Below are 21,616 nucleotides of genomic sequence, written 5' to 3' on the forward strand. Positions count from 1 at the left end.
CATGAAGACCTATCGCATCGCCACGATCCCCGGCGACGGCATCGGCAAGGAAGTCATTCCCGCCGGCCGCGAGGTGCTGGAGGCGCTCGCCGCCACGACCGATCGCTTCCGCTTCGACTTCGAGCACTTCGGCTGGGGCGGCGACTGGCACCGCGCGCACGGCGAGATGATGCCGGCCGACGGCCTGGAGGCGCTGCGCGACAAGGACGCGATCCTGTTCGGCTCGGCCGGCGACCCGGACATCCCGGACCACATCACGCTGTGGGGCCTGCGGCTGAAGATCTGCCAGGGCTTCGACCAGTACGCCAACGTGCGGCCCACCCGCGTGCTGCCTGGCATCGACGCGCCGCTCAAGCGCTGCGGACCGCGCGACCTGGACTGGGTGATCGTGCGCGAGAACTCCGAGGGCGAGTACGCCGGTGTCGGTGGCCGCGTCCACCAGGGCCATCCGATCGAGGCCGCGACGGACGTGTCCGTCATGACGCGCGCCGGCGTCGAGCGGATCATGCGCTTCGCCTTCAAGCTGGCGCAGTCGCGGCCGCGCAAGCTGCTGACGGTGATCACCAAGAGCAACGCGCAACGCCATGCGATGGTCATGTGGGACGAGATCGCCGCGCAGGTCGCCGTGGAGTTTCCCGACGTCACCTGGGGCAAGGAGCTGGTCGACGCCGCGACCGCGCGCATGGTCAACAAGCCGGCGACGCTGGACACCATCGTGGCGACCAACCTGCATGCCGACATCCTCAGCGACCTGGCGGCCGCGCTCGCCGGCAGCCTGGGCATCGCGCCGACGGGCAACATCGACCCGGAACGCCGCTATCCCTCGATGTTCGAGCCGATCCACGGCTCGGCCTTCGACATCATGGGCCGCGGCCTGGCCAATCCGATCGGCACCTTCTGGTCCGCGGTGATGCTGCTGGAACACCTGGGCGAGGACGACGCCGCCCGGCGCCTGATGCACGCCATCGAATCGGTGACCGCCAATCCGGCGCTGCACACCGGCGACCTCGGCGGCCAGGCGAAGACCACCGATGTCACCGCCGCAGTGATCGCCGCGCTCCGCCACGCCGCATAGCACCACGTCGCACCGCGCAGCCGCTCACCTGTCTTGCTCCCTCTCCCGCTTGCGGGAGAGGGCAGGGGTGAGGGCCGCACCCGCCCGAGTGGCCCCAGAGCCATCGATCAGGAGACCCCATGAGCCTTTCGACCCTCCACCGCGCCCGACGCGCGCTGCTCGCCACCGCGATCGGCCTGACCGTCGCCGCGCCCGCGCTGCTCGCACCGGCGGCCTTCGCCCAGCCCTGGCCGACCAAGCCGGTCACCCTGGTCGTGCCTTTCCCCGCCGGCGGCACCACCGACGTGCTGGCCCGCGCGCTGGCGGAGAAGCTCCAGCAGAGCCTGGGCCAGCCGGTGATCGTCGAGAGCCGCCCCGGCGCGGGCGCGACGCTCGGAGCCGACTACGTCGCCAAGGCCAAGCCGGACGGCTACACGTTGCTGATCGGCGCGGTCCACCACACGATCGCGAGCAGCGTCTACAAGAAACTGCCTTACGACTTCCAGAAGGACTTCGTGCCGATCACCGGCCTGGCGCTGGTGCCCAACGTGCTGGTCGTCAATGCGGGCGCGACGCCGGCGAAGTCGGTGGCCGAGCTGGTCGCGGCGCTGAAGGCCCATCCAGGCCAATGGAGCTACGGCTCCAACGGCAACGGCACCGCGCAGCACCTGATCGGTACCCAGTTCCAGAACGCCACCGGCACCACGCTCCTGCACGTGCCCTACAAGGGCAGCGGCCCACTCGCCACCGACCTGCTCGGCGCGCAGATCCAGATGTCCTTCGACACCATCACGCCGGTGCTGCCGCACATCAAGGCCGGCAAGCTGCGCGCGCTGGCGGTCACGACGGCCCGGCGCTCCAGCGCGCTGCCCGACGTGCCGACGCTGGAGGAAGCGGGGCTCAAGGGTTTCGACATCGGCACCTGGTTCGGCGTGCTGGCGCCGGCGGCGACGCCCCGGGACATCGTCGCCCGCCTGAACGCGGAGATGGTGAAGGTGATCCAGGCGCCGGAGTTCCGCAAGCGCATGGACGAGATCGGCGCCGAGCCGACCGGTGGCAGCAGCGAGCAACTGGCCGCGCAGATCCGCAGCGAGACCAGCAGGTTCGCGAAGCTGGTGAAGGACGCGAACGTCCAGATCGAGTGAGGGCCGCCGGGGTGGGCCGAGCCCTCCATCATCTCTCCACGATCCGTCCACGAAGGGTCCATGCAGGCGTCCCAGACTGGGCGCCATGGCTTCCCCCTCACTTCCTCCGCTGACCATCGTCCATGTCGTCTTCTCGTCCCGCCTGGCCGGCGCGGAACGGCATGCGCTCGACCTCGCCGCCGCGCAGGCCGCGGCCGGCCACCGCGTCCACGTGGTCACCCGCGGCAGCACGGCGCTGTGCCGCGCCATGCCGGCGGGCGTCGACCACCATGTGCTGGCGCTGCCGCTGTGGCGCGGCACCCGCCTGGATGCGCTGCTGCGCCGGCTGGGCGCGGACCTCTGCCACGGCCACCTCGGCCCCGCCTGCAAGACCGTCGCCCGCTGCAAGGCGGCGCTGCGCTTCGGCACGCTGCACGTCGGCTACAAGGCCCATCACCACGAGCGACTCGACGGCCTGATCTGCGTCAACCAGGCGCAGTGGGACTCGCTCGGCGACTACCTCGGCGCGGCGCGCGTGATCTACAACTGGCCGCCGCGATCGGATCAGCCCAAGGCCCCGGGCGAAGCGCCGCCGCGGCCGGGCCTGCGCGAGCAGCTCAAGCTGGCCGACGACCAGGTGCTCGTCGGCACCGTCGCCCGGCTGCATCGCAGCAAGGGGGTCGATCTGTTGATCCGGGCGTTCTCGCGGCATGCGCCGGGCCACGCGGTGCTGGCCATCCTCGGCGAGGGTCGGGAGGCGAGGGCGCTGAAGCGGCTGGCCGCGGGTCATCCCGGCATCCACTTCCTCGGCTTCCGCGACGACGTCGACGCGGTGCTGGAGGACATGGACCTGTTCGTCTCCCCCTCGCGCGAGGAGGCGCTGCCGCTGGCGGTGCTGGAGGCGATGCGCGCCGGGTTGCCCATCGTGGCCACGCGCACGAACGGGCTGCAGCAGCTGTTGTCGGACGCGCCGGCGACGCTCGTGCCGGTGGAGGACGTGACCGCGCTGGGCACGGCCTTGCAGGCGAGCATCCGCGGCCTGCGCCTGCCGGGGCATGGCCGGGTGCGGTCACGCGTCGCTTATGACCTGTCGCCCTATGACCGGGACCTGGCGGTCGCCCGCATCGAGGCCTTCTATCGCTCGCTGATGCCGACGTCGATGCCAACGTCAACGTCAGCGCTCGGCGGCTCCTACGCCTGAGCCCTCGGCCGGCGTGTCCGGCCAGGTCAGCTCGATCGCCGTCCCGCCCAGCGGCGACGGCACGCACACCGCGTGGCCGCGATGCGCGCGCGCGATCGCGCCGACCACCGCCAATCCCAATCCGGTGCCGCCGCTGTCGCGCGAGCGCGAGCTTTCCGCGCGCCAGAACGCCTCGAAGACGCGCTGCGCGACGGACGCGGGCACGCCCGGTCCCTCGTCCTCGACGCGCAGCACGCAGACGCCGCGACTCACGCCCGCATGCACGCGCACCACGCCCGGCACCGCGTACTTGCGGGCGTTCTCGAGCAGGGCCAGCAGCACCTGGCGCAGGCGCACCGGATCGACGTGGGCGCGGCCCGGCGGCAGGTCGAGGACGACGCGCTGGCCCGCCGCCGCCATCGCGTGCTCGTAGACGTCGACGACCTTGCGCACTTCCTCGGCGAGGTCGGTCTCGACGATCTGCAGGTGCAGGTGGCCGCTCTCGGACAGGCCCAGCGTGCGCAGGTCGTCGATCAGCCGGGACAGGCCCTCCACCTGCGACAGCAGCTTGCGGAACTGCGCCTCGGACGGCTCGAAGACGCCGTCCGCCAGCCCCTGCAGGCGGCCGCGCAGGATGGTCACCGGCGTGCGCAGCTCATGCGCGATCGCGGCGTTCCACTGCGCCTTCTCCTGGGTGACGCGCTCGAGCTGGTCGGCCATCGAGTTGAAGTCCTCGACCAGCCGCGAGGCCTCGCCCAGCGACAGGTCACCACCGACGGCACGGGCGCTGAGGTCGCCGGCGGCGACCTGCTGGATGCAGTCGGCCACCGAGTTCAGCGGCACCAGGATGCGCCGCGCCAGCCGCGAGGCGACCCAGGCCGCGCCCGCCATCGCCGCGATCGTGGTGAGCACCATCCAGACGATCTCGGGCGGCGTCAACGCCATGGAGTCGGTCTCCATGATCTCGGGCTGCACCCGCGACAGCACGTAATAGAAGGCGAAGGAGGTGCTGATCACCAGCACCGTCAGCCAGAACGCGACCATCGTCATCGACAGCACGATCTGCCGGCTCAGCCCGCCGGCAGGGAGCTCCGCCCGCCGGCGCGCCGGCGCGGGATTCATTCGACCTCCCGGAAGCGGTAGCCGATGCCCCGCACGCTGGCCGGCACGCCCTCGACGCCCAGGTCCTCGAGCTTGCGGCGCAGCTTGCTGACGTGGCTGTCCACGGTGCGCTCGAGCGCGTCGCCCTCGGGCAGGCAGGCCTGGAGCAGCTCGGCGCGGCTGTAGGCGCGCCGCGGATGGCGCGCCATCTCGGCCAGCAGCCGGAACTCCGTCAGCGTCAGCGACAGCCGCTGCGGCAGGCCGCCGACCTCGGCGGTCGCGACATGGTTCTCCAGGTCGATCTCGAACGGCGCCACGCGCAGCACCGGCGCGGGCGGGCGGCTGGGCCGGCCCGCGCGGCGCAGCACCGCCTGCACGCGCGCCACCACCTCGGCCGGGTTGAAGGGCTTGACGACGTAGTCGTCGGCGCCGATGCGCAGCCCGGTCAGCTTGTCGACGTCCTGGTCCAGCGCGGTCAGCAGGATCACCGGCGTGTCGCCGCGCTGGCGGATCGCGGCCAGCACCTGCCAGCCGTCCAGCAGCGGCATCTGCACGTCCAGCAGCACCAGGTCGGGCTTGAGCGCGAGGTGATGCTCCAGCGCGCGCCGGCCGTCGGTGGCGCGCGCGGTGCGCAGGCCCTCGCGCTCCAGGTAGGCCTGGAGGATGTCGGCGATCTCGGGCTCGTCCTCGACGATGAGCACGAGGGAACTGGTGAAGGCATCCGTCATGGGCGCGGATTCTCCTCCGGCGATCGCCGCTCCATCGAATCTCCACAGTTCCTCAGCCCGGCCTCCATCGACGCCGCCCAGACTCCGGCCCCTTGGCGACTGCGATCGCCGCTGTCCCTGAAGTCTGAAAGCGACGTGAACATGAAGAATCGAACGCCCTGGGTCCGGCGCGGCGCGGGTGCCCTGGCCGCGAGCCTGCTGGCCGCGTGCGGGATGGAGGCCGGCGAGATGCCGCCGGCGCCGCCGCCCGCCGTGACGGTGACCACGCTGAAGCCCGAGGCGCTGACCGTCTCGGAGGATTTCCCCGGCCGCGTCGCCGCGCTGCGCGTGGCCGAGATCCGGCCGCAGGTCAGCGGCATCGTGCAGCGCCGGCTGTTCCAGGAGGGCGCCGAGGTGCGCGCCGGGCAGCCGCTGTTCGCGATCAATGCCGCGCCGTTCCAGGCCGAGGCCGCCATCGCGGCCGCGGCGCTCCAGCGGGCCGAGGCCGCGCTCGCGCGGGCCCAGCAGCAGCACGATCGGCTGGCGCCGCTGGCCCGTGCCGAGGCCGTCAGCCGCCAGGCCTTCGACGACGCCACCACCGAGCGCGACCTCGCCGCCGCCGACGTGGCGCAAGCCCGCGCCACGCATCGGCGCCGGCAGCTCGACCTGGCGTTCGCCACCGTCGAGGCGCCGATCGCCGGCCGCATCGACCAGGCCCTGCAGACCGAGGGTGCGCTGGTCGCCGCGACCGACGCCACGCCGCTGGCGCGCATCGTCCAGATCGACCAGGTCTATGTCGACGTGCGCCAGCCCGCGGCCGCGCTGGCGCCGCTGCGGCGCCGGCTCGAGATCGCCGGCAAGGGCCGGGCCGAAGAAGGGGCGGGTGCCGGCGTGCCCGTCACCGTCCTGGGCGCCGACGGCGCGCCGCTCGACCTGAAGGCGCGCGTGCTGTTCTCGGGCATGTCCGTGGACGCGGGCACGGGCGACGTGCTGATGCGCGTGCTGGTCGACAACCCCCGCCGCGAGCTGCTGCCCGGCATGTTCGTGCGAGCCCGCCTCTCGAGCATCGCCTACGAGCAGGCGCTGCGCGTGCCGCAGCAGGCGGTGCAGCGCGGCGCCATGGGCACGCAGGTCTGGGTGCTGTCGGGCACGGGCGAGGCCCGCCGCGTCACGGTGCAGCTGGGCGAGCTGGTCGACCGCCACTACCGCGTCAGCGCCGGCCTGCGCGCCGGCGACCGCGTCGTGGTCACCGGCATGGACCGGCTGGTCGAAGGCGTGAGGACCCAGGTGGTCGCGAGCGAGGCCGCATCGCCGCTGGCCGTCGCCTCCACCGCGGCCGTGCGCTGAGGAGCGACCCATGCCTCAGTTCTTCATCCAGCGGCCCGTCTTCGCCTGGGTCATCGCGCTGTTCATCGTGCTGTTCGGGCTGATCGCGCTGCCGCAGCTGCCGATCGCCCGCTATCCCTCGGTGGCGCCGCCGTCGGTGACCATCTCCGCCACCTCGCCCGGTGCGACGCCGCAGTCGCTGAACGACGGCGTCGTGAGCCTCATCGAGCATGAGCTGTCCGGCGTGAAGGGGCTGCTCTACTTCGAGTCCACCGCCGACACCTCCGGCCAGGCCAGCATCACCGCGACCTTCAAGCCGGGCACCGATCCGGCGATGGCGCAGGTCGACGTGCAGAACCGCATCAAGGCCGTGGAGGCCCGGCTGCCGCAGGCGGTGCGCCAGAACGGCCTGGTCGTCGAGTCCGCCTCGTCCTCCTTCCTGATGATCATCGGCCTGCGGGCCGACGACGGCGGCGTCGACGAGACCGCGCTGAGCGACTACCTCGCGCGCAACACCGTGGAGGAGCTACGCCGCATCGACGGTGTCGGCCGGGTGCAGCTGTTCGGCGCGGAGCAGGCGATGCGGGTCTGGGTCGACCCGGTCAAGCTGATCGGCTACGGACTGAGCATGTCGGACGTCAGTGGCGCCATCGCGCGCCAGAACGTGCAGATCTCGCCGGGGCGGCTGGGTGACTCGCCCGCCGCCGGGGGCCAGCGGGTGACGGTGCCGCTGACGGTGGAAGGCCAGCTCGGCTCGCCCGAAGAGTTCGCGTCCATCGTGCTGCGCGCCAATGCCGATGGCTCGCGGCTGCTGCTGCGCGACGTCGCCCGGGTCGAGCTGGGCGCGCAGTCCTACGGCTTCGTCATCAGCGAGAACGGCAAGGCGGCATCCGCGCTCGCGGTGCAGCTGGCGCCGGGCGGCAACGCGGTCAAGACCGCGCAGGCGGTGCTGGACCGGATCGAGCAGCTCAAGCCGGCGCTGCCCAAGGGGCTGAGCTACTCGGTGCCGTTCGAGACGGCGCCTTTCGTGAAGCTCTCGATCGAGCAGGTCGTGCACACGCTGCTCGAGGCGATGGTGCTGGTCTTCCTCGTGATGTACCTGTTCCTGCAGAACCTGCGCTACACGCTGATCCCGGCGATCGTCGCGCCGATGGCGCTGCTGGGCACGCTGGCGGTGATGCTGGTGGCCGGCTTCTCGGTCAACGTGCTGACCATGTTCGGCATGGTGCTGGCGATCGGCATCATCGTGGACGACGCGATCGTGGTCGTCGAGAACGTCGAGCGCCTGATGGCGGAGGAGGGCCTGGGACCGCGCGAGGCGACGGTCAAGGCGATGAAGGAGATCACCGGCGCGGTCGTCGGCATCACGCTGGTGCTGACCGCGGTGTTTCTGCCGATGGCCTTCTCCAGCGGGTCGGTCGGCGTGATCTACCAGCAGTTCGCGCTGTCGATGGCGGTGTCCATCCTGTTCTCGGCCTTCCTCGCGCTGAGCCTGACGCCCGCGCTGTGCGCCACGCTGCTCAAGCCCGTCCCGGCCGGCCACCATGAGAAGCGCGGCTTCTTCGGCTGGTTCAACCGGCGCTTCGACCGGCTCACGCGCCGCTACGAGTCCGGCGTGCTGCGGCTGGTCGCGCGCAGCGGGCGGATGATGCTGGTCTTCCTGGCGCTGTCGGGCGCGCTGGTCGCGGCGCTGCGCATGCTGCCGTCCTCGTTCCTGCCGGAGGAGGACCAGGGCTACTTCATGACGATGTTCCAGCTGCCCTCGGACGCGACGACCGAGCGCACGATGGACTCGATCCGCGCCTACGAGCGCCACCTGGCCACGCGCCCCGGCGTCGACAGCAACATGGCGGTGCTGGGCTTCGGCTTCTCGGGCTCCGGCCCGAACGCGGCAATGGCCTTCACCAACATGAAGCCCTGGGACCGCCGCGACGGCGCCACCACGGCCGACGAGGCCCGGCGCGCCCAGGAGGCGCTGACCGGCACCGAGGGCATGGTGATGAGCCTGATGCCGCCGGGCATCGAGGAGCTGGGGAATTCCTACGGCTTCACGATGCGGCTGGTCGACCAGGGCCACCAGGGCGCCGCGGCGCTGCAGGCGGCGCAGGCCAGGCTGCTGGAGCTGGCGGCGCAGAGCAGCGCGGTGACCGGCGTGTATCCGGAAGGTCTGCCGCCGGGCACCGGCGTGCGGCTGGAGATCGACCGCCAGAAGGCGCAGGCGCTGGGCGTCGAGTTCAACGACATCAGCGACACCGTGTCCACGGCGATGGGCTCGCTCTACGTCAACGACTTCCCGAACCGGGGCCGGATGCAGCCGGTGATCGTGCAGGCCGACGCGCCGGCCCGCATGCAGCTGGACGACGTGCTCAAGCTCACCGTGCGCAATGGCGCCGGCGGCCTGGTGCAGCTGTCGGAGCTGGTCCGGCCGATCTGGAGCGAGACGCCGCTGCAGCTGGCGCGGTACCAGGGCTACCTGGCCGCGCGCCTCTCGGGCAGCGCCAACTACCCGACCTCCAGCGGCGAGGCGATGGCCGAGATGGAACGGCTGGCGGCGCAGCTGCCGCCGGGCTTCACCGTCGCATGGACCGGCCAGTCGCTGCAGGAGCGCGAGTCCGCGGCGCAGGCGCCGATGCTGCTGGCGCTGTCGATGCTGGTCGTCTTCCTGGTGCTGGCGGCGCTCTACGAGAGCTGGTCCATCCCGCTGTCGGTGATGCTGGTCGTCCCGCTGGGCCTGATCGGCGCGGTCGCGGCGGTGCTGCTGCGCGGCCTGCCCAACGACGTCTTCTTCAAGGTCGGGATGATCACGGTGATCGGGCTGTCGGCGAAGAACGCGATCCTGATCGTCGAATTCGCCAAGCAGCTGCGGGAGGAGGGCCATGGCCTGGTCGACGCCGTGGTGACCGCCGCGCGGATGCGCCTGCGGCCGATCCTGATGACCTCGCTGGCCTTCGTGCTGGGCGTGGTGCCGCTGATGCTGGCCTCCGGCGCGAGCGCCGAGACCCAGCGCGCCATCGGCACCGGCGTCTTCGGCGGCATGGTCAGCGCCACGGTCCTGGCGGTGGTGTTCGTGCCGGTCTTCTTCGTCTTCGTGATGGGCGTGCAGGAGCGCCTCGCCGCGTGGCGCGGGCGGTCCGCGTCGACGCCGGTCGGCCCGCGCGCCGGAAGTGGCAACGACGACGACAACAACAACCGCCATTCCTCCCGGGAGCCCGCATGAAGATGATGTTCATCGCCCTCGCGGCGGCCGCGATGCTGACCGGCTGCGCGCTGACGCCGCCGCTGGAGCGCCCCGCCAGCCCGGTGCCCGCCGCCTATCCGCTGCGGGACGATCCGGTGAGCGACCGGACCGCCGCCGACCTCGGCTGGCGGACCCTGTTCAACGACCCGGCGCTGCAGCGGCTGATCGAGCTCGCGCTGACCCACAACCGCGACCTGCGCCTGGCCGCGCTCAACGTCGAGATGGTGCGCGCGCAGTACGACGTCCAGAAGGCGGCCGAGCTGCCGCACCTGGATGCCGGCGTCTCGATGACGCGCGAACGCGTCAACGCCGGCGGCCAGCGCGCGACGCAGACCCAGGCGGGCGCGAGCGTCGGCATCACCGCGTTCGAGCTGGACCTGTTCGGCCGGGTCCGCGCATCTTCGGACGCGGCGCTGGCGCGCTACCTGGCCTCGGCGCAGGGACGCGACTCGGCGCGCATCGCGCTGGTCGGCGCGGTGGCCCAGGCCTACTTCGCCGAGCGGCTCGCGCAGGCGCAACTGGCGCTGGCCACGCGCACCGTCGAGGACTGGCGCGGCTCGCTCGCGCTGGTCCGCCAGCTCCGGGCCGCGAACCAGACGGGCGCGCTCGAGCTCGCCCAGGCCGAGGCGCAGGTGGCCGCCTCGGAGGCCGACCGCGAGGCGCGCCAGCGCGAGGCCGAGCGTCGTGGCCATGCGCTCGCGCAGCTGGTCGGCCAGCCGCTGCCGGCGGACCTGCCCGAGGGCGTGTCGCTGATGGAGGCGGCCGTGATCACGCAGTTGCCGGCGGGCCTGCCGTCGCAGCTGCTGGCACGGCGCCCGGACCTGCGCCAGGCGGAGCTCGCCCTGGTGGCGGCAAACGCCGAGATCGGCGTGGCGCGCGCGGCGCTGTTCCCGCGGATCTCGCTCACGGCGTCGGTGGGATCGGCGAGTCCGGGGCTGAAGGACCTGTTCAGGGGCGGCTCCGGCGTCTGGTCCTTCGCGCCGCAGATCACGCAGCCGCTGTTCAATGCCGGCCAGCTGCGGACGGAGCTGCGGCTGGCCGAGCTGCGCAAGTCCGCCGCGGTGCTGGAGTACGAACGCGCCATCGAGGCGGCCTTCCGCGAGGTGGCCGACGGCCTGTCCGGCCGGGAGCGCTACGCGCGCCAGGCCGAGGCGCAGCAGCGTGTCGTGCAGGCGGCTGACCGCCGGGCGGCGCTCGCGGAGCTGCGCTACCGGGCCGGTGTCGACAGCCGCCTGGAGGTGCTGGACGCCCAGCGGCAGCTGTACGCCGCCCGGCAGGCGGCGCTGGACCTGCGCGGGGAGGAGATCGGCAATGCCATCGCGCTCTACAAGGCGCTGGGCGGCGGATTGAGCGAGAACGACCGCGTCCTGCCGGAAGCACGATCGCGTCAATAACTGAAGCGATCGTCGTCAGGATTGGGGTGTTTAGCGAACCGTCCTAAACAGTTGGGAAACTCGTGCGACTTCGTTGACCCTTGAAACGGGCTTTCCAAGAATCGCCCCCAACCCATGAGCAGCATCACCATCCGCGATATCGCCAAGGCCGCCGGCCTGTCCATCGGCACCGTCTCGCGCGGCCTGCGCAACCAGTCCGGCCTGTCGGAGCAGACCCGCCAGATCGTGCGCGAGACCGCCATGCGTCTCGGCTACGACGTCAACCACCTGCGCAAGAAGAAGATCCGCCGGATCGGCTTCCTGCTGCACAGCCAGCACAACACGCTGGCGTCCAGCCCCTTCTTCTCGGCGGTGCTCCACGGCGCCGAGCAGGCCTGCAAGAGAGAAGGCCTGTCGCTCTCCTTCCTCGTGGCCGGGCCGGAGCAGCCGGTGATCGACCAGGTGCGCGTCCACCCGCTCGACGCCTACCTGTGCGTCGGCTACTTCGAGCCCGAGGTGCTGGACGCGCTCAAGCGCAGCGGCAAGCCGATGGTGCTGGTGGACATGCATCGCCGCGGCATGACCTCGGTCAACCCGGACCATCAGCACGGCAGCTTCCTGGCCACCAGCCACCTGCTGCGCAGTGGGCGGCGGACGATCGCGCTGATCTCGGGCTCGCCGGCGCATTACAGCCTGGAGCAGCGCGCCCGCGGCTACCGGCGGGCGCTGTTCGAGGCCAAGGTCCAGGCCGACCCGGACCTGGAGATCATCGCGCCGCAGCTGGGCGACGGGGAGGCTGGCATCACCGCGGCCATGCGCAGCCTGCTCGACCGCCGCCGCCGGCCCGACGCGGTGGTCTGCTTCAACGACAGCGCCGCCCTGGTGGCCCTGCGGCAGTGCCTGAACGCCGGCCTGCGCATCCCCGAGGACATCGCCGTCATCGGCTTCGACGACATCGGCGGCGCCGCCGTCAGCCACCCGCCGCTGAGCACTGTCCGCGTCGACAAGACGGCGCTGGGCGTCAAGGGCGTCGAGCTGCTGCTGGAGCTGCCGACGCCGGAGGCGCTGACCGTGACCCTGCCGGTCGAGCTGGTGGTGCGCGACAGCACCAGCTGCATCGACTGACGGCGCCTGCTCATCCTTCCGATCCACCCCCAGACCACAAAAGGAGACAAACGATGAAGACCATTCACCTGACCCGACGCGCCGTGCTCGCCACCGCGGCGATCGCGACCCTGGGCGCGCTGGCCGGCCCGGCGCGCGCCGGGGACCTGGAAGTGCTGCACTGGTGGACCAGCGGCGGCGAGGCCAAGGCCATCTCCGGCCTGAAGGACTCGCTGCAGGCCAAGGGCCACCACTGGAAGGACTTCGCCGTGGCCGGCGGCGCCGGCGATGCGGCGATGACGGTGCTGAAGTCGCGCGCCATTTCCGGCAACGCGCCGACCGCCGCGCAGATCAAGGGCCCGCTGCTGCAGGACTGGGCCGCCGAAGGCATGCTGGCCAACATCGACACCGTCGCCAAGGCCGAGCGCTGGGACGAGCTGCTGCTGCCCGTCATCAGCGACATCGTGAAGTACAAGGGCCACTACATCGCCGTGCCGGTCAACGTGCACCGCGTCAACTGGCTCTGGATCAATCCCGAGGTGATGAAGAAGGCCGGCGTCAAGCCGCCGACCACCTGGGACGAGTTCTTCACCGCGGCCGACGCGCTGAAGAAGGCCGGCGTGATCCCGCTGGCCCACGGCGGGCAGTCCTGGCAGGACTTCACCACCTTCGAGACGGTGGTGCTGGGCACCGGCGGCCCGGCCTTCTATCGCAAGGCGCTGATCCAGCTCGACCCGGCCAGCCTGAAGAGCCCGACGATGGAGAAGTCGCTCGCGACCTTCCGCCGCCTGAAGGCCTACACCGACCGCAATGCGCCGGGCCGCGACTGGAACCTGGCCACGGCCATGGTCATGAAGGGCGAGGCCGCGATGCAGATCATGGGCGACTGGGCCAAGGGCGAGTTCCTGGCCGCCGGCAAGACCGCGGGCAAGGACTTCCTGTGCGTGCCCGCGCCGGGCACCGCGAAGTCCTACACCTTCAACGTCGACTCCTTCGCGATGTTCAAGGTCAAGGGCGAGGCCAACCAGCAGGCGCAGCGCGACATGGCCTCGGCCATCCTGTCGCCGGCGGTGCAGGAGTCCTTCAACCTGGAGAAGGGCTCGATCCCGGTGCGCCAGGGCGTGAGCCTGGCGCGCTACGACGACTGCGCCAAGGCCTCGGCCGCCGACTTCGCGGAGGCGGGCAAGGCCGGCACGCTGCTGCCGTCGATCGCGCATGGCATGGCGGTCCGCGCCGCCGCCGAGGGCGCGCTCAAGGACGTGGTCAGCCAGTTCTGGAACAGCGACGCGATCACGCCGGCCCAGGCGATGGACCGGCTGGTGGCGGCGGCGAAGACGCAGTAATCGGCGCAGTGATCGGTGCCGTGACCGGAGCAGTGATCGGTGCCTGCCGCGAGCGCGGCGCGGGCTTCGATCGGCGCATCGAGGCCGGCGTCAGGCGCCGGTGACCAGTGCGGTGTGGACCTGGTCGCCGGCGATCACGGCGGTGAGTTCGAAGCCGTCGAAGCGCGCCGCCAGCGGCCCGCCAGGGACCGGCCGCAGCCGCAACGCGCTGCGGCCGGCGTCGAGCGCCACCAGCTCGACCTCGTCGAACTCGACGAAGCGCCGCACCACCGGGTGGATGGCCTTGTAGACGCTCTCCTTCGCGGAGAAGAGCAGGGTGGCCAGCAGCGGGTCCGGCGCCCGCGGGAACCAGCGCCGGCGTTCCCCGGCGGTACAGCACAGCTCGACGATGCTGCGCACGGCGTCGGCATCGGCGAGCAATTCGCTGTCGATGCCGACCATCGACCATGCCGGGCGCAGCCCGACGCAGGCCCACGCGCCGCCGCGCGTGTGGGAGATCGACCCCACCAGATCGGCCGGCCAGAGTGGCGCACCGGACTCGCCGATGCCGATGGCGATGCGACGCCCGCTCGCGGCGGCCATGGCCGCCTCCGCGCACAGCCGGCCGCCGAGGTGCCCGAGCTGCCGTGAGGCGCTCGCCCGCTGCAACGCGGGCGGCACCAGCGCCGGTACCAGGTCTTGCGCGAGCGCCCGCAGCCGCTCGAGATCCATCCCCCGCCCGACGACGCCGGCGGGCAGCGCATGGGGGGCGGGCGTCAGGCAGGCCTCGATGGCCGCCAGGCGTTGCGGCGCCAGGCGCGCGAGCCGCTCCCAGCACGAGGATGGCGGCGACGGAAACGGCTCGACGCGATCTGTTGCCGGATGAAGCGCTTGTGTCATGTCCCTCTTTTGTCGGCGGGAAAAGGAAAGATCGGCTCGGATGACGGTAGAGTCCGGACTTGTTGAGAATTATTATCATCTAGGTGACCTCGAAGTCACAGGGAGCCGTCCTGTCATGACCACCCCGTGCGTGGAGCCTACGCTGGCTCACGTCTTCATCGAGAACCGGCCGCGCCTGCGGCGCATCGCCCAGGGCATCGTCCGCACGCCCGAGCAGGCGGACGACGTGCTGCAGGACGCCTACCTGAAGCTGATCCACGGCGAGTCGCCGCGGCAGGCCGACCGGCCGCTGTGCTACTGCAGCCGGGTGGTGCGCAACCTGGCCCTGGACTACTGCCGCAAGCACAGCGTCGAGGCGAACTACCGCTGCTTCGACGTGGAGGCCGATGAGTTGGACATCCCCGACACCGCGTCACCCGAGCAACAGATGCGCGACAAGCAGGTGATCTGCTCGATCGACCGGGCGCTGGCCGGCGTGCCGGCGCAGACGCGGCAGGCCTTCGAGCTCTACCGCCTCGAGGGCCTGACGCAGCGCGAGATCGCCAAGCGCATGGGCTGCGCGCTGGGCCTGGTGAACGCCTGGATCGCCGACGCCGCGCGCGCGATCGCGGGCTGCCGGCACCTGCTGGCCGACGACTGACGCGCGTCGCGCGCCCGTCGCTCGCCGCAAGCGCGCCCGGCGCGCGCCGCGACGCCTCCCTGGAGTAAGCTCCCGCGCCTGGGGCCGACCGGCCCCGGGTCTTTCACTCCGGGTCACGCCGCCGCCAACCCACCATGACACAAGAGCAGGACGATCCCGTCTGGCAAGCCGCCTGGACGTGGGTGCAACGCGAGTTCGACCGCGCGCGCTTCGACGCCGCCGCCCGGCTCGAACTCGAACGCTGGCTGGCCGAGGATCCCGCGCATCGCCGCGCCCATCGGCAGGCGGCGCGGCTCTGGGACCTCGCGGGGCAGGTGCCCGCGCGCGCCTCGCGCGGCGACGGCACCGCCACGACCGCACCGCCCGAGCCCTGCGACTGACCCGGGAGGGTCGGCGCGGCCTCCATGAACATCTCCCGCGCTGAAACGTCTTCACAGGACAAGCCGCCATCTCCGGATCGACCGGAGGGCGTCGGCATCACCCATCCTGCAAGAGGCGTTTCCATGTCCACCAGCTGCTTCGATCGCGAAGACGACACCTTCATCGTTCTCGTCAACCACGAAGACCAGTACTCCATCTGGCCGCATTGGAAGGCGGTCCCCGGCGGCTGGTCCGTGGTGCCGGACGTGCGCGGCGACAAGAAGACGGTGCTGGCCTTCGTGGATCGCACCTGGACCGACATGCGTCCGAAGTCGCTGCGCGAGTGGATGGCGCGCCAGGAGTCGGGCAGCGCCGCCGCGGCGGAGTGATCGATGTCCGAGACGGCCGTCCAACTGCTGTGCCTGCCCTGCGCGGGCGCCAGCGCCACGATGTACCTGCGCTGGCGGCGCCTGCTGCCGCGATGGATCGCGATCACGCCGGTGGAGTTGCCGGGCCGGGGCGGCCGGTTGGGCGAGCGCTTCGTCGAGGACTTCGACGCGCTGGCCGACCAGCTGTGCGAGGAGCTGGCGCCGCGCTTGGCGCCGGCCACGCCGTTCGCGCTCTTCGGCCACAGCATGGGCGCGCTGCTCGCGCATGGCCTGGCGCAGCGCCTGCGCGAGCGCGGCGTGCGCCTGCCGCTGGCGCTGATCGCTTCCGGCAGCGCGGCGCCGTCGCGGCGCGATACGGCGCGTCTGGAGCGCGTGATCGGCGATGAGGCCGCGCTGGTGGCCGACCTGCGCCGCCAGGGCGGCACGCCGGAAGAGGTCTTCGCGAACGCGGAACTGCTGCGGCTGACCCTGGATGTGCTGCGCGCCGATTACCGCGTGTGCGCGAGCTACCGGCACGAGGCGCGCGCGCCCTTGCCGGTGCCGCTGCACGTGCTGGCCGGTCGCCAGGACGAGATCGCGCCGGACCGGCTGGCCGCCTGGTCGGCCGAGTCCACGCTGCCGATGACCCTGGACTGGTTCGATGGCGGCCATTTCTTCGTGCGGCAGCAGGAGGGCGCGGTGCTGGCCGCGCTGGCCCGCCACCTGAGCGCCGCCGGCGCGCGCGCCGTCCGCGCGACCGACGCCTTCGCGTGAGCGCGCGGCCGTCCGGGCGAACCGGACGCCGCCGCTCCGACCTCCTCACAGAAAGAAGCGCGACATGACTGCCGCGATGCAGAGCCTTTCGTCCCTTTCTCCGGTTCCTCCGATTTCTCCGGCCACCGTGACGGACGCCACCGCGACGGACAACGCCGCGATGGCCGCGCCGCGAGCCTTGTCCGCGCCTGCCTCGACGGCGTCCGGGATGCCATCCGCGACGCTCGTCGACCGTGTCGACGAGCTCGCGCGCACGCGGCCGGACGACATCGCGCTCGTGATGCTCGACGACGGCGGCATCGACGGCCGGGACCGTCCCGTGCGCTACGCCGAGCTGGCGCGCCGCGCGCGGGCGGTCGCTGCCGCGCTGCAGGACGCCGGCCTGCCGCTGCGCGCGCGGGTGCTGCTGGCGCTGGAGGGCACGGACGACTACCTCGTCGCTTTCCTCGGCTGCCTGTACGCCGGCCTCATCGCGGTGCCGGTGTTCCCGCCCGAGCCCGCCCGGCCACAGCACCTCGAGCGCTTCGGTGCCATCGCGCGCGACGCGGGCGCGGCGGCGGTCCTCGCCGCGCGAGCGGACATCGACGGCGGCGTCTTCGCGGGCATCGAGGGCATCGCGGGCGCCGAGGGCGTCGCGGCGCCCGGCGCCGCGCGGCTGCTGGCCGTCGACGACATCCCCGCCGAACGCGCCGATGCGTGGCGTCCGCACCGTCCGCGACCCGCCGACATCGCCTTCCTGCAATACACGTCCGGATCGACGTCCACGCCCAAGGGCGTGATGGTCAGCCACGGCAACCTGATGGGCAACGAGATCGCGATCCAGGCGACGCTGGGCACCACCGCGCGGGACGTCTACGTCAGCTGGTTGCCGCCGTTCCACGACATGGGCCTGATCGGCGGCCTGCTACAGCCGCTGCACGCCGGCGGGATGCTGGTGCTGATGACCACAGCGGCCTTTCTCGCGCGACCCACGCGCTGGCTGGACGCGATGCACCGCTATCGCGGCACGGTGGCCGCCGGTCCCGACTTCGCCTATCGCCTGTGCGCCGATCGTGTCGCGCGCGCCGACCGGAACGCGCCGCCGGCCTGGGACCTCAGCGCCTGGCGCATCGCGCTGTCGGGCGCCGAGCCGGTTCGCGCCGACACGGTCGCGGCCTTCCAGGCCGCCTTCGCGCCGTGCGGCTTCGCGGCGCGTGCCGTCACGCCAAGCTACGGCCTGGCCGAGGCGACGCTGCTGGTGACCGGCAGCCAGCGCATGCACGGCGCGGTGTCGCGGCTTTTCTCGAGCGAGGCCTTGAAGCGCGGGATCGCCGAGCCGCTGCCGGAGGATGGGGCGGCGACGGCGCCGGCCGCGGCGACGCAGGCGAGAGGAGTGATCGCGTCAAGCGACGCGACGAGAGAGAGCGGGGCGGTTGCCTGTGACGTCGGCGCCCAGCGCCTGGTCGGCTGCGGGGCCGTCGCGCCCGATCACGCCTTGCGGATCGTCGATCCGTCCAGCGCCGCGGTGCGTGGCGCGGGCGAGATCGGCGAGATCCAGGTGAAGGGTCCCAGCGTCGCGCTCGGCTACTGGGGCAGGCCGGAGGCCAGCGCGGAGACCTTCGTGGAGGAGGGGCCGGATCGCTGGCTGCGCACCGGTGACCTGGGCTTCGTGCTGGACGGCGAGCTCTACGTGACCGGCCGCATCAAGGACCTGATCATCGTCCGGGGCCACAACCTCTATCCGCAGGACATCGAGGCCGCGCTCGAGACCCGGCTGGAGCTCGTGCGCAAGGGCCGCATCGCGGCGTTCGCGGTGCCCGGCCCGACGGGCGACGCGATCGGTGTCGCGGCCGAGGTGTCCCGCGCCACGCGCAAGGCGGTGACGCCGCAGGCGCTGGTCGACGCGATCGCGGCGGTGGTCGGCGAGGTCTGCGGCGAGGCGCCGAGGGTGACCGTCCTGCTGAACCCCGGCGGACTGCCCAAGACCTCGAGCGGCAAGATCCAGCGCAGCGCGGCGCGTCGCGGCTGGCAGGACGGCAGTCTCGATGCCTACGCGGTGCATGCGAACGGGCGCTTCGTGGTCGATGCGGAGGCCGCCGATCCTCGGAGGCTCGATGCCGCATCCGACGCAGCGGCTTATGCAGCGTCCGACGCAATGCTGGACGCGGGAAGCGATGCAAAGCGCGATACGGGACCTCACGCGGGACCCCATGCAGGGGGCGATGCGGCGCTGACCGACACCGAACGGGCGCTCGCCGCGATCTGGCACGAGGTGCTAGAAGACACCGGCGCGCTTCGCCTGACTCCGCAGAGTCACTTCTTTGCCGTCGGCGGCAACTCGTTGACCGCCGCGCGGCTCGCGTCGCGCGTGACGGCGCGGTTCGGCGTGAGCCTGGCCCTGCGCGACCTGTTCAAGGGGCCGACGCTCGTCGCACTGGCCGCGCGGGTCGAGGCGCTGCGGCAGGAGGCCGAGGCGATGCGGCAGGGGGGCGAGGCGATGCCGACATCGGCACCGCTGGTCCCCATCGCGCGGGGCGCCACGATGCCGCTGTCGCCGGCGCAGCGCCGGCTGTGGCTGGTCGAGCGCCTCACGCCGCGCGCCGATCGCCAGGCCCATCCCGCCTACAACATGACGGCCGCGCTGCATCTGTCGGGCCCGCTGGACCTGCCAGCGCTGCGAGCGGCGATGACCGACCTCGTCGAGCGCCACGAGGTGCTCCGCACCGTTTATCCCGAGAACGACGACGGTGAGCCGCTGGCCGTGTCGCGGCCGCCGTTCGCGCTCGAACTCCCGCTGACGGACGTGTCGGCGCTGCCCGAGGCTCGCCAGTCCGCGATGCTGGACGAGGCCTTCGCCGCGATGGCGGGCGTTGCCTTCGAGCTCGCCGACGGCCCCCTGCTGCGCGCGACGCTGCTGCGGCTGGCACCCGAGCGCCACGCACTGCTACTGGGCGTTCATCACATCGTCTTCGACGGCTGGTCGGTGGCCGTCTTTGTCCGCGACCTGGCCACCGCCTATGCCGCGCGCCAAGCGGGCCGGCCACCGGCCTGGTCGCCGCTGCCGGTCCAGTACGCCGACTACGCCGACTGGCAGACGCGCCAGCTCGCTGCGGCGCTTCCCCCGCTCGCTGCGCACTGGCGCGAGACGCTGCGCGGCGCGCCGGTGCTGTCGACGCTGCCACCCGACCGCGAGCGACCGGCCGTGGCATCGATGGCCGGGGAGGCGATCGAGCTGATGCTGCCGCGCGAGGAAGCCGACGCCATCGGGCAACTGGCCCGCGCGCAAGGCAGCACGCCGTTCGCGGTGATGCTGGCGGCCTTCCTCGCGGCACTGCACCGCCGCGCCGCCAGCGACGACCTGGTCATCGGCACCGATGTCGCGGGGCGCGACCGGCCCGAGATCGAGGACCTGATCGGCTTCTTCGTCAATGTCGTGCCGCTGCGCTCACGACGCGAGGGCGGCGGCACGTTCGCCCAATGGCTGGCGCGGGTGCGGGACCTGAGCCTGAGCGCCTTCGAGCATGCCGCGATGCCCTTCGACCAGATCGTCGACGCGGCCGGCGTGCCGCGCACGCGGCGACATGGACCGCTGGTGCAGACCCTGTTCGTCGTCCAGAACACGCCGGCCGGGCGCACGGACCTGCCGGGGCTGAGCCTGCGACTCGAGTCGCGCCCGCCGGCCACCTCGAAGTTCGATCTGGCCGTCTTCGTGACCGACACGCCGGACGGCCTGCGCGCCGAGTGGGTCTTCGCCGCGGCGCTGTACGAGCGGGCCAGCGTCGAGGCCTTCGCGCAAGGCTGGCGCGCGCTGCTGCGCGCCGCCGCGGCCGCGCCCGATGCGGCGCTCGACGCGCTGCTCGACGCCGTGCCGGGCGGCCTGTCGCCTGCTTCTCCTCCGCCTTTCAAGGAGCCGACCATGACTTCCCTCCCCATGTCCGCCGTCGACAAGCCCGGCAAGCTCGACAAGCTGAGCAAACTCGACAAGCTGTCCAAGCTCGGCAAGGGCGCGGCGACGGCGATCAGCACGGGCGCGCCCGCCGAGGCCGCGCTACCGGGCGTCGCCGCGCTGCCGGGTGTGCCCCCGCTGCCCGCAGTGCGTCTGTCCACGCTGGCCGAGGATCGCCGCTTCCCGCTGATCGTCGAGGCCACCAGTCCGGACATCGATGCCGTCGCCTGGGCGCGCCGGCATCGCGACACCATCGAGTCGCTGCTGTTGTCGCATGGCGGCCTGCTGATGCGGGGCTTCGGGCTGCGGACGCCGCAGGAGTTCGAGGCCTTCGCCGAAACCATCGAGCCCGAGCTGTTCGGCGGCTATGGCGACCTGCCGAAGAAGGAGGGCGGTCGCAACACCTACCGGTCGACGCCGTACCCCGAGCGGCAGATGATCCTGTTCCACAACGAGAGCGCGCACCTGGAGCGCTGGCCGCGCAAGCAGTGGTTCTTCTGCGAGTTGCCGTCGCCGGTCGGCGGCGCGACGCCCATCGTCGACTGCCGTGAGATGCTGCGGCGCCTGCCCACCGACCTGGTCGACGAATTCGAGCGCAAAGGGCTGCTGTACGTCCGCACCTTCACGCCGCGGCTGGACGTGTCGTGGCATGACTTCTTCAAGACCACGGACCGTGCCGAGGTCGAGGCGCGGTTGACGCTGGCCGGCACCGGCTTCCGCTGGCTCGATGCCGACACGCTGCAGACGCGCACCCGCTGCCCGGCGGTGGTCAAGCATCCATTGACCGGGGAACGGGTGTTCTTCAACCAGGTGCAGCTGCATCACGTCAGCTGCCTGGAGGCGCAGGTGCGCGAGGACCTGCTCGGGCTGGTGGGGCCGGAGCGGATGCCGCGACACGTGATGTTCGGCGACGGCTCGCTGATCCCCGACGCGACGATGGCCGTCGTCGGCGCGACTTACGAGGCCTGCGCGGTGCGGCTGGAGTGGCGTCAGGGCGACGTCATCATGCTGGACAACATGCTGGCGGCACATGCGCGCGATCCCTACGAGGGACCGCGCAAGATCGTCGTGGCGATGGGCGCGATGTTCGATCGCGCGGCGCTGGGCGGGGAGGTGTGAT

The 21,616-nt window shown here is 72.0% G+C and carries 16 protein-coding genes; 13 read left to right on the forward strand and 3 right to left on the reverse strand.

What is annotated here, in order from left to right; translation table 11 throughout:
* The first annotated feature begins 1 nt into the window (after nt 1).
* The 3 genes from BM393_RS09505 (at nt 2) to BM393_RS09515 (ending at nt 3,379) form a co-directional block, all read left to right on the forward strand.
* Nucleotides 2-1,075 (forward strand): tartrate dehydrogenase, encoded by a 1,074-nt coding sequence (locus BM393_RS09505; RefSeq protein ID WP_091724530.1) that lies wholly within the window; start codon nt 2-4, stop codon nt 1,073-1,075.
* A 119-nt stretch (nt 1,076-1,194) separates the two neighbouring features.
* Nucleotides 1,195-2,199: a tripartite tricarboxylate transporter substrate binding protein gene (locus BM393_RS09510; protein WP_091724531.1), complete on the forward strand. Its 1,005-nt coding sequence runs from the start codon at nt 1,195-1,197 to the stop codon at nt 2,197-2,199.
* A gap of 85 nt (nt 2,200-2,284) precedes the next feature.
* Nucleotides 2,285-3,379, forward strand: coding sequence for a glycosyltransferase family 4 protein (locus BM393_RS09515; RefSeq protein WP_091724532.1), 1,095 nt, complete (start codon nt 2,285-2,287; stop codon nt 3,377-3,379).
* Here BM393_RS09515 and BM393_RS09520 read toward each other — a convergent pair.
* Nucleotides 3,353-4,480 (reverse strand): ATP-binding protein, encoded by a 1,128-nt coding sequence (locus BM393_RS09520; protein ID WP_091724533.1) that lies wholly within the window; start codon nt 4,478-4,480, stop codon nt 3,353-3,355. The two genes, BM393_RS09515 and BM393_RS09520, sit on opposite strands and share 27 nt — an antisense overlap.
* The gene (locus BM393_RS09525; protein ID WP_091724534.1) at nt 4,477-5,187 is read right to left on the reverse strand and encodes a response regulator; all 711 of its coding nucleotides are present in this window, start codon (nt 5,185-5,187) and stop codon (nt 4,477-4,479) included. The genes BM393_RS09520 and BM393_RS09525 overlap by 4 nt, the downstream gene beginning before the upstream one ends.
* A 141-nt stretch (nt 5,188-5,328) precedes the next feature.
* Here BM393_RS09525 and BM393_RS09530 point away from each other — a divergent pair, with 141 nt between their 5' ends.
* From BM393_RS09530 to BM393_RS09550, 5 genes are all read left to right on the forward strand, one after another.
* A complete protein-coding gene (locus BM393_RS09530) occupies nt 5,329-6,513 on the forward strand; it encodes an efflux RND transporter periplasmic adaptor subunit (protein WP_091724535.1) in 1,185 nt (394 codons plus the stop codon).
* Between the two features lie 10 nt (nt 6,514-6,523).
* On the forward strand, nt 6,524-9,709 hold the full coding sequence (locus BM393_RS09535; protein WP_091724536.1) for a multidrug efflux RND transporter permease subunit: 3,186 nt from the start codon (nt 6,524-6,526) through the stop codon (nt 9,707-9,709).
* Nucleotides 9,706-11,124, forward strand: coding sequence for an efflux transporter outer membrane subunit (locus BM393_RS09540; protein ID WP_091724537.1), 1,419 nt, complete (start codon nt 9,706-9,708; stop codon nt 11,122-11,124). Before BM393_RS09535 ends, BM393_RS09540 begins: the two co-directional genes overlap by 4 nt.
* 114 nt (nt 11,125-11,238) lie before the next feature.
* Nucleotides 11,239-12,228: a LacI family DNA-binding transcriptional regulator gene (locus BM393_RS09545; RefSeq protein WP_091724538.1), complete on the forward strand. Its 990-nt coding sequence runs from the start codon at nt 11,239-11,241 to the stop codon at nt 12,226-12,228.
* A gap of 53 nt (nt 12,229-12,281) precedes the next feature.
* A complete protein-coding gene (locus BM393_RS09550; protein WP_091724539.1) occupies nt 12,282-13,550 on the forward strand; it encodes an ABC transporter substrate-binding protein in 1,269 nt (422 codons plus the stop codon).
* 90 nt (nt 13,551-13,640) lie between these two features.
* Here the strand turns inward: BM393_RS09550 and BM393_RS09555 are convergent, their stop codons facing one another.
* Nucleotides 13,641-14,429, reverse strand: a complete 789-nt coding sequence (locus BM393_RS09555; protein WP_091724540.1) for a 4'-phosphopantetheinyl transferase — start codon at nt 14,427-14,429, stop codon at nt 13,641-13,643.
* A 115-nt stretch (nt 14,430-14,544) separates the two neighbouring features.
* Between BM393_RS09555 and BM393_RS09560 the strand changes: the two genes are divergently transcribed.
* The 5 genes from BM393_RS09560 (at nt 14,545) to BM393_RS09580 (ending at nt 21,615) form a co-directional block, all read left to right on the forward strand.
* On the forward strand, nt 14,545-15,069 hold the full coding sequence (locus BM393_RS09560; protein ID WP_091724541.1) for a sigma-70 family RNA polymerase sigma factor: 525 nt from the start codon (nt 14,545-14,547) through the stop codon (nt 15,067-15,069).
* A 134-nt stretch (nt 15,070-15,203) separates the two neighbouring features.
* Nucleotides 15,204-15,449, forward strand: coding sequence for a DUF4880 domain-containing protein (locus tag BM393_RS09565; RefSeq protein ID WP_091724542.1), 246 nt, complete (start codon nt 15,204-15,206; stop codon nt 15,447-15,449).
* Nucleotides 15,450-15,572: 123 nt separating this feature from the next.
* Nucleotides 15,573-15,818, forward strand: coding sequence for an MbtH family NRPS accessory protein (locus BM393_RS09570; protein WP_091724543.1), 246 nt, complete (start codon nt 15,573-15,575; stop codon nt 15,816-15,818).
* A 3-nt stretch (nt 15,819-15,821) separates the two neighbouring features.
* Complete coding sequence (locus BM393_RS09575; protein ID WP_091724544.1) at nt 15,822-16,571, forward strand: thioesterase II family protein; 750 nt, start codon at nt 15,822-15,824, stop codon at nt 16,569-16,571.
* 208 nt (nt 16,572-16,779) lie between these two features.
* Nucleotides 16,780-21,615 carry a condensation domain-containing protein gene (locus tag BM393_RS09580; protein WP_175538260.1) on the forward strand — a complete coding sequence of 1,612 codons (4,836 nt, stop codon included), beginning with the start codon at nt 16,780-16,782 and terminating at the stop codon, nt 21,613-21,615.
* Nucleotide 21,616 lies beyond the last annotated feature (1 nt).

This window comes from Mitsuaria sp. PDC51, assembly GCF_900113225.1.
GTDB lineage: Bacteria > Pseudomonadota > Gammaproteobacteria > Burkholderiales > Burkholderiaceae_C > Roseateles.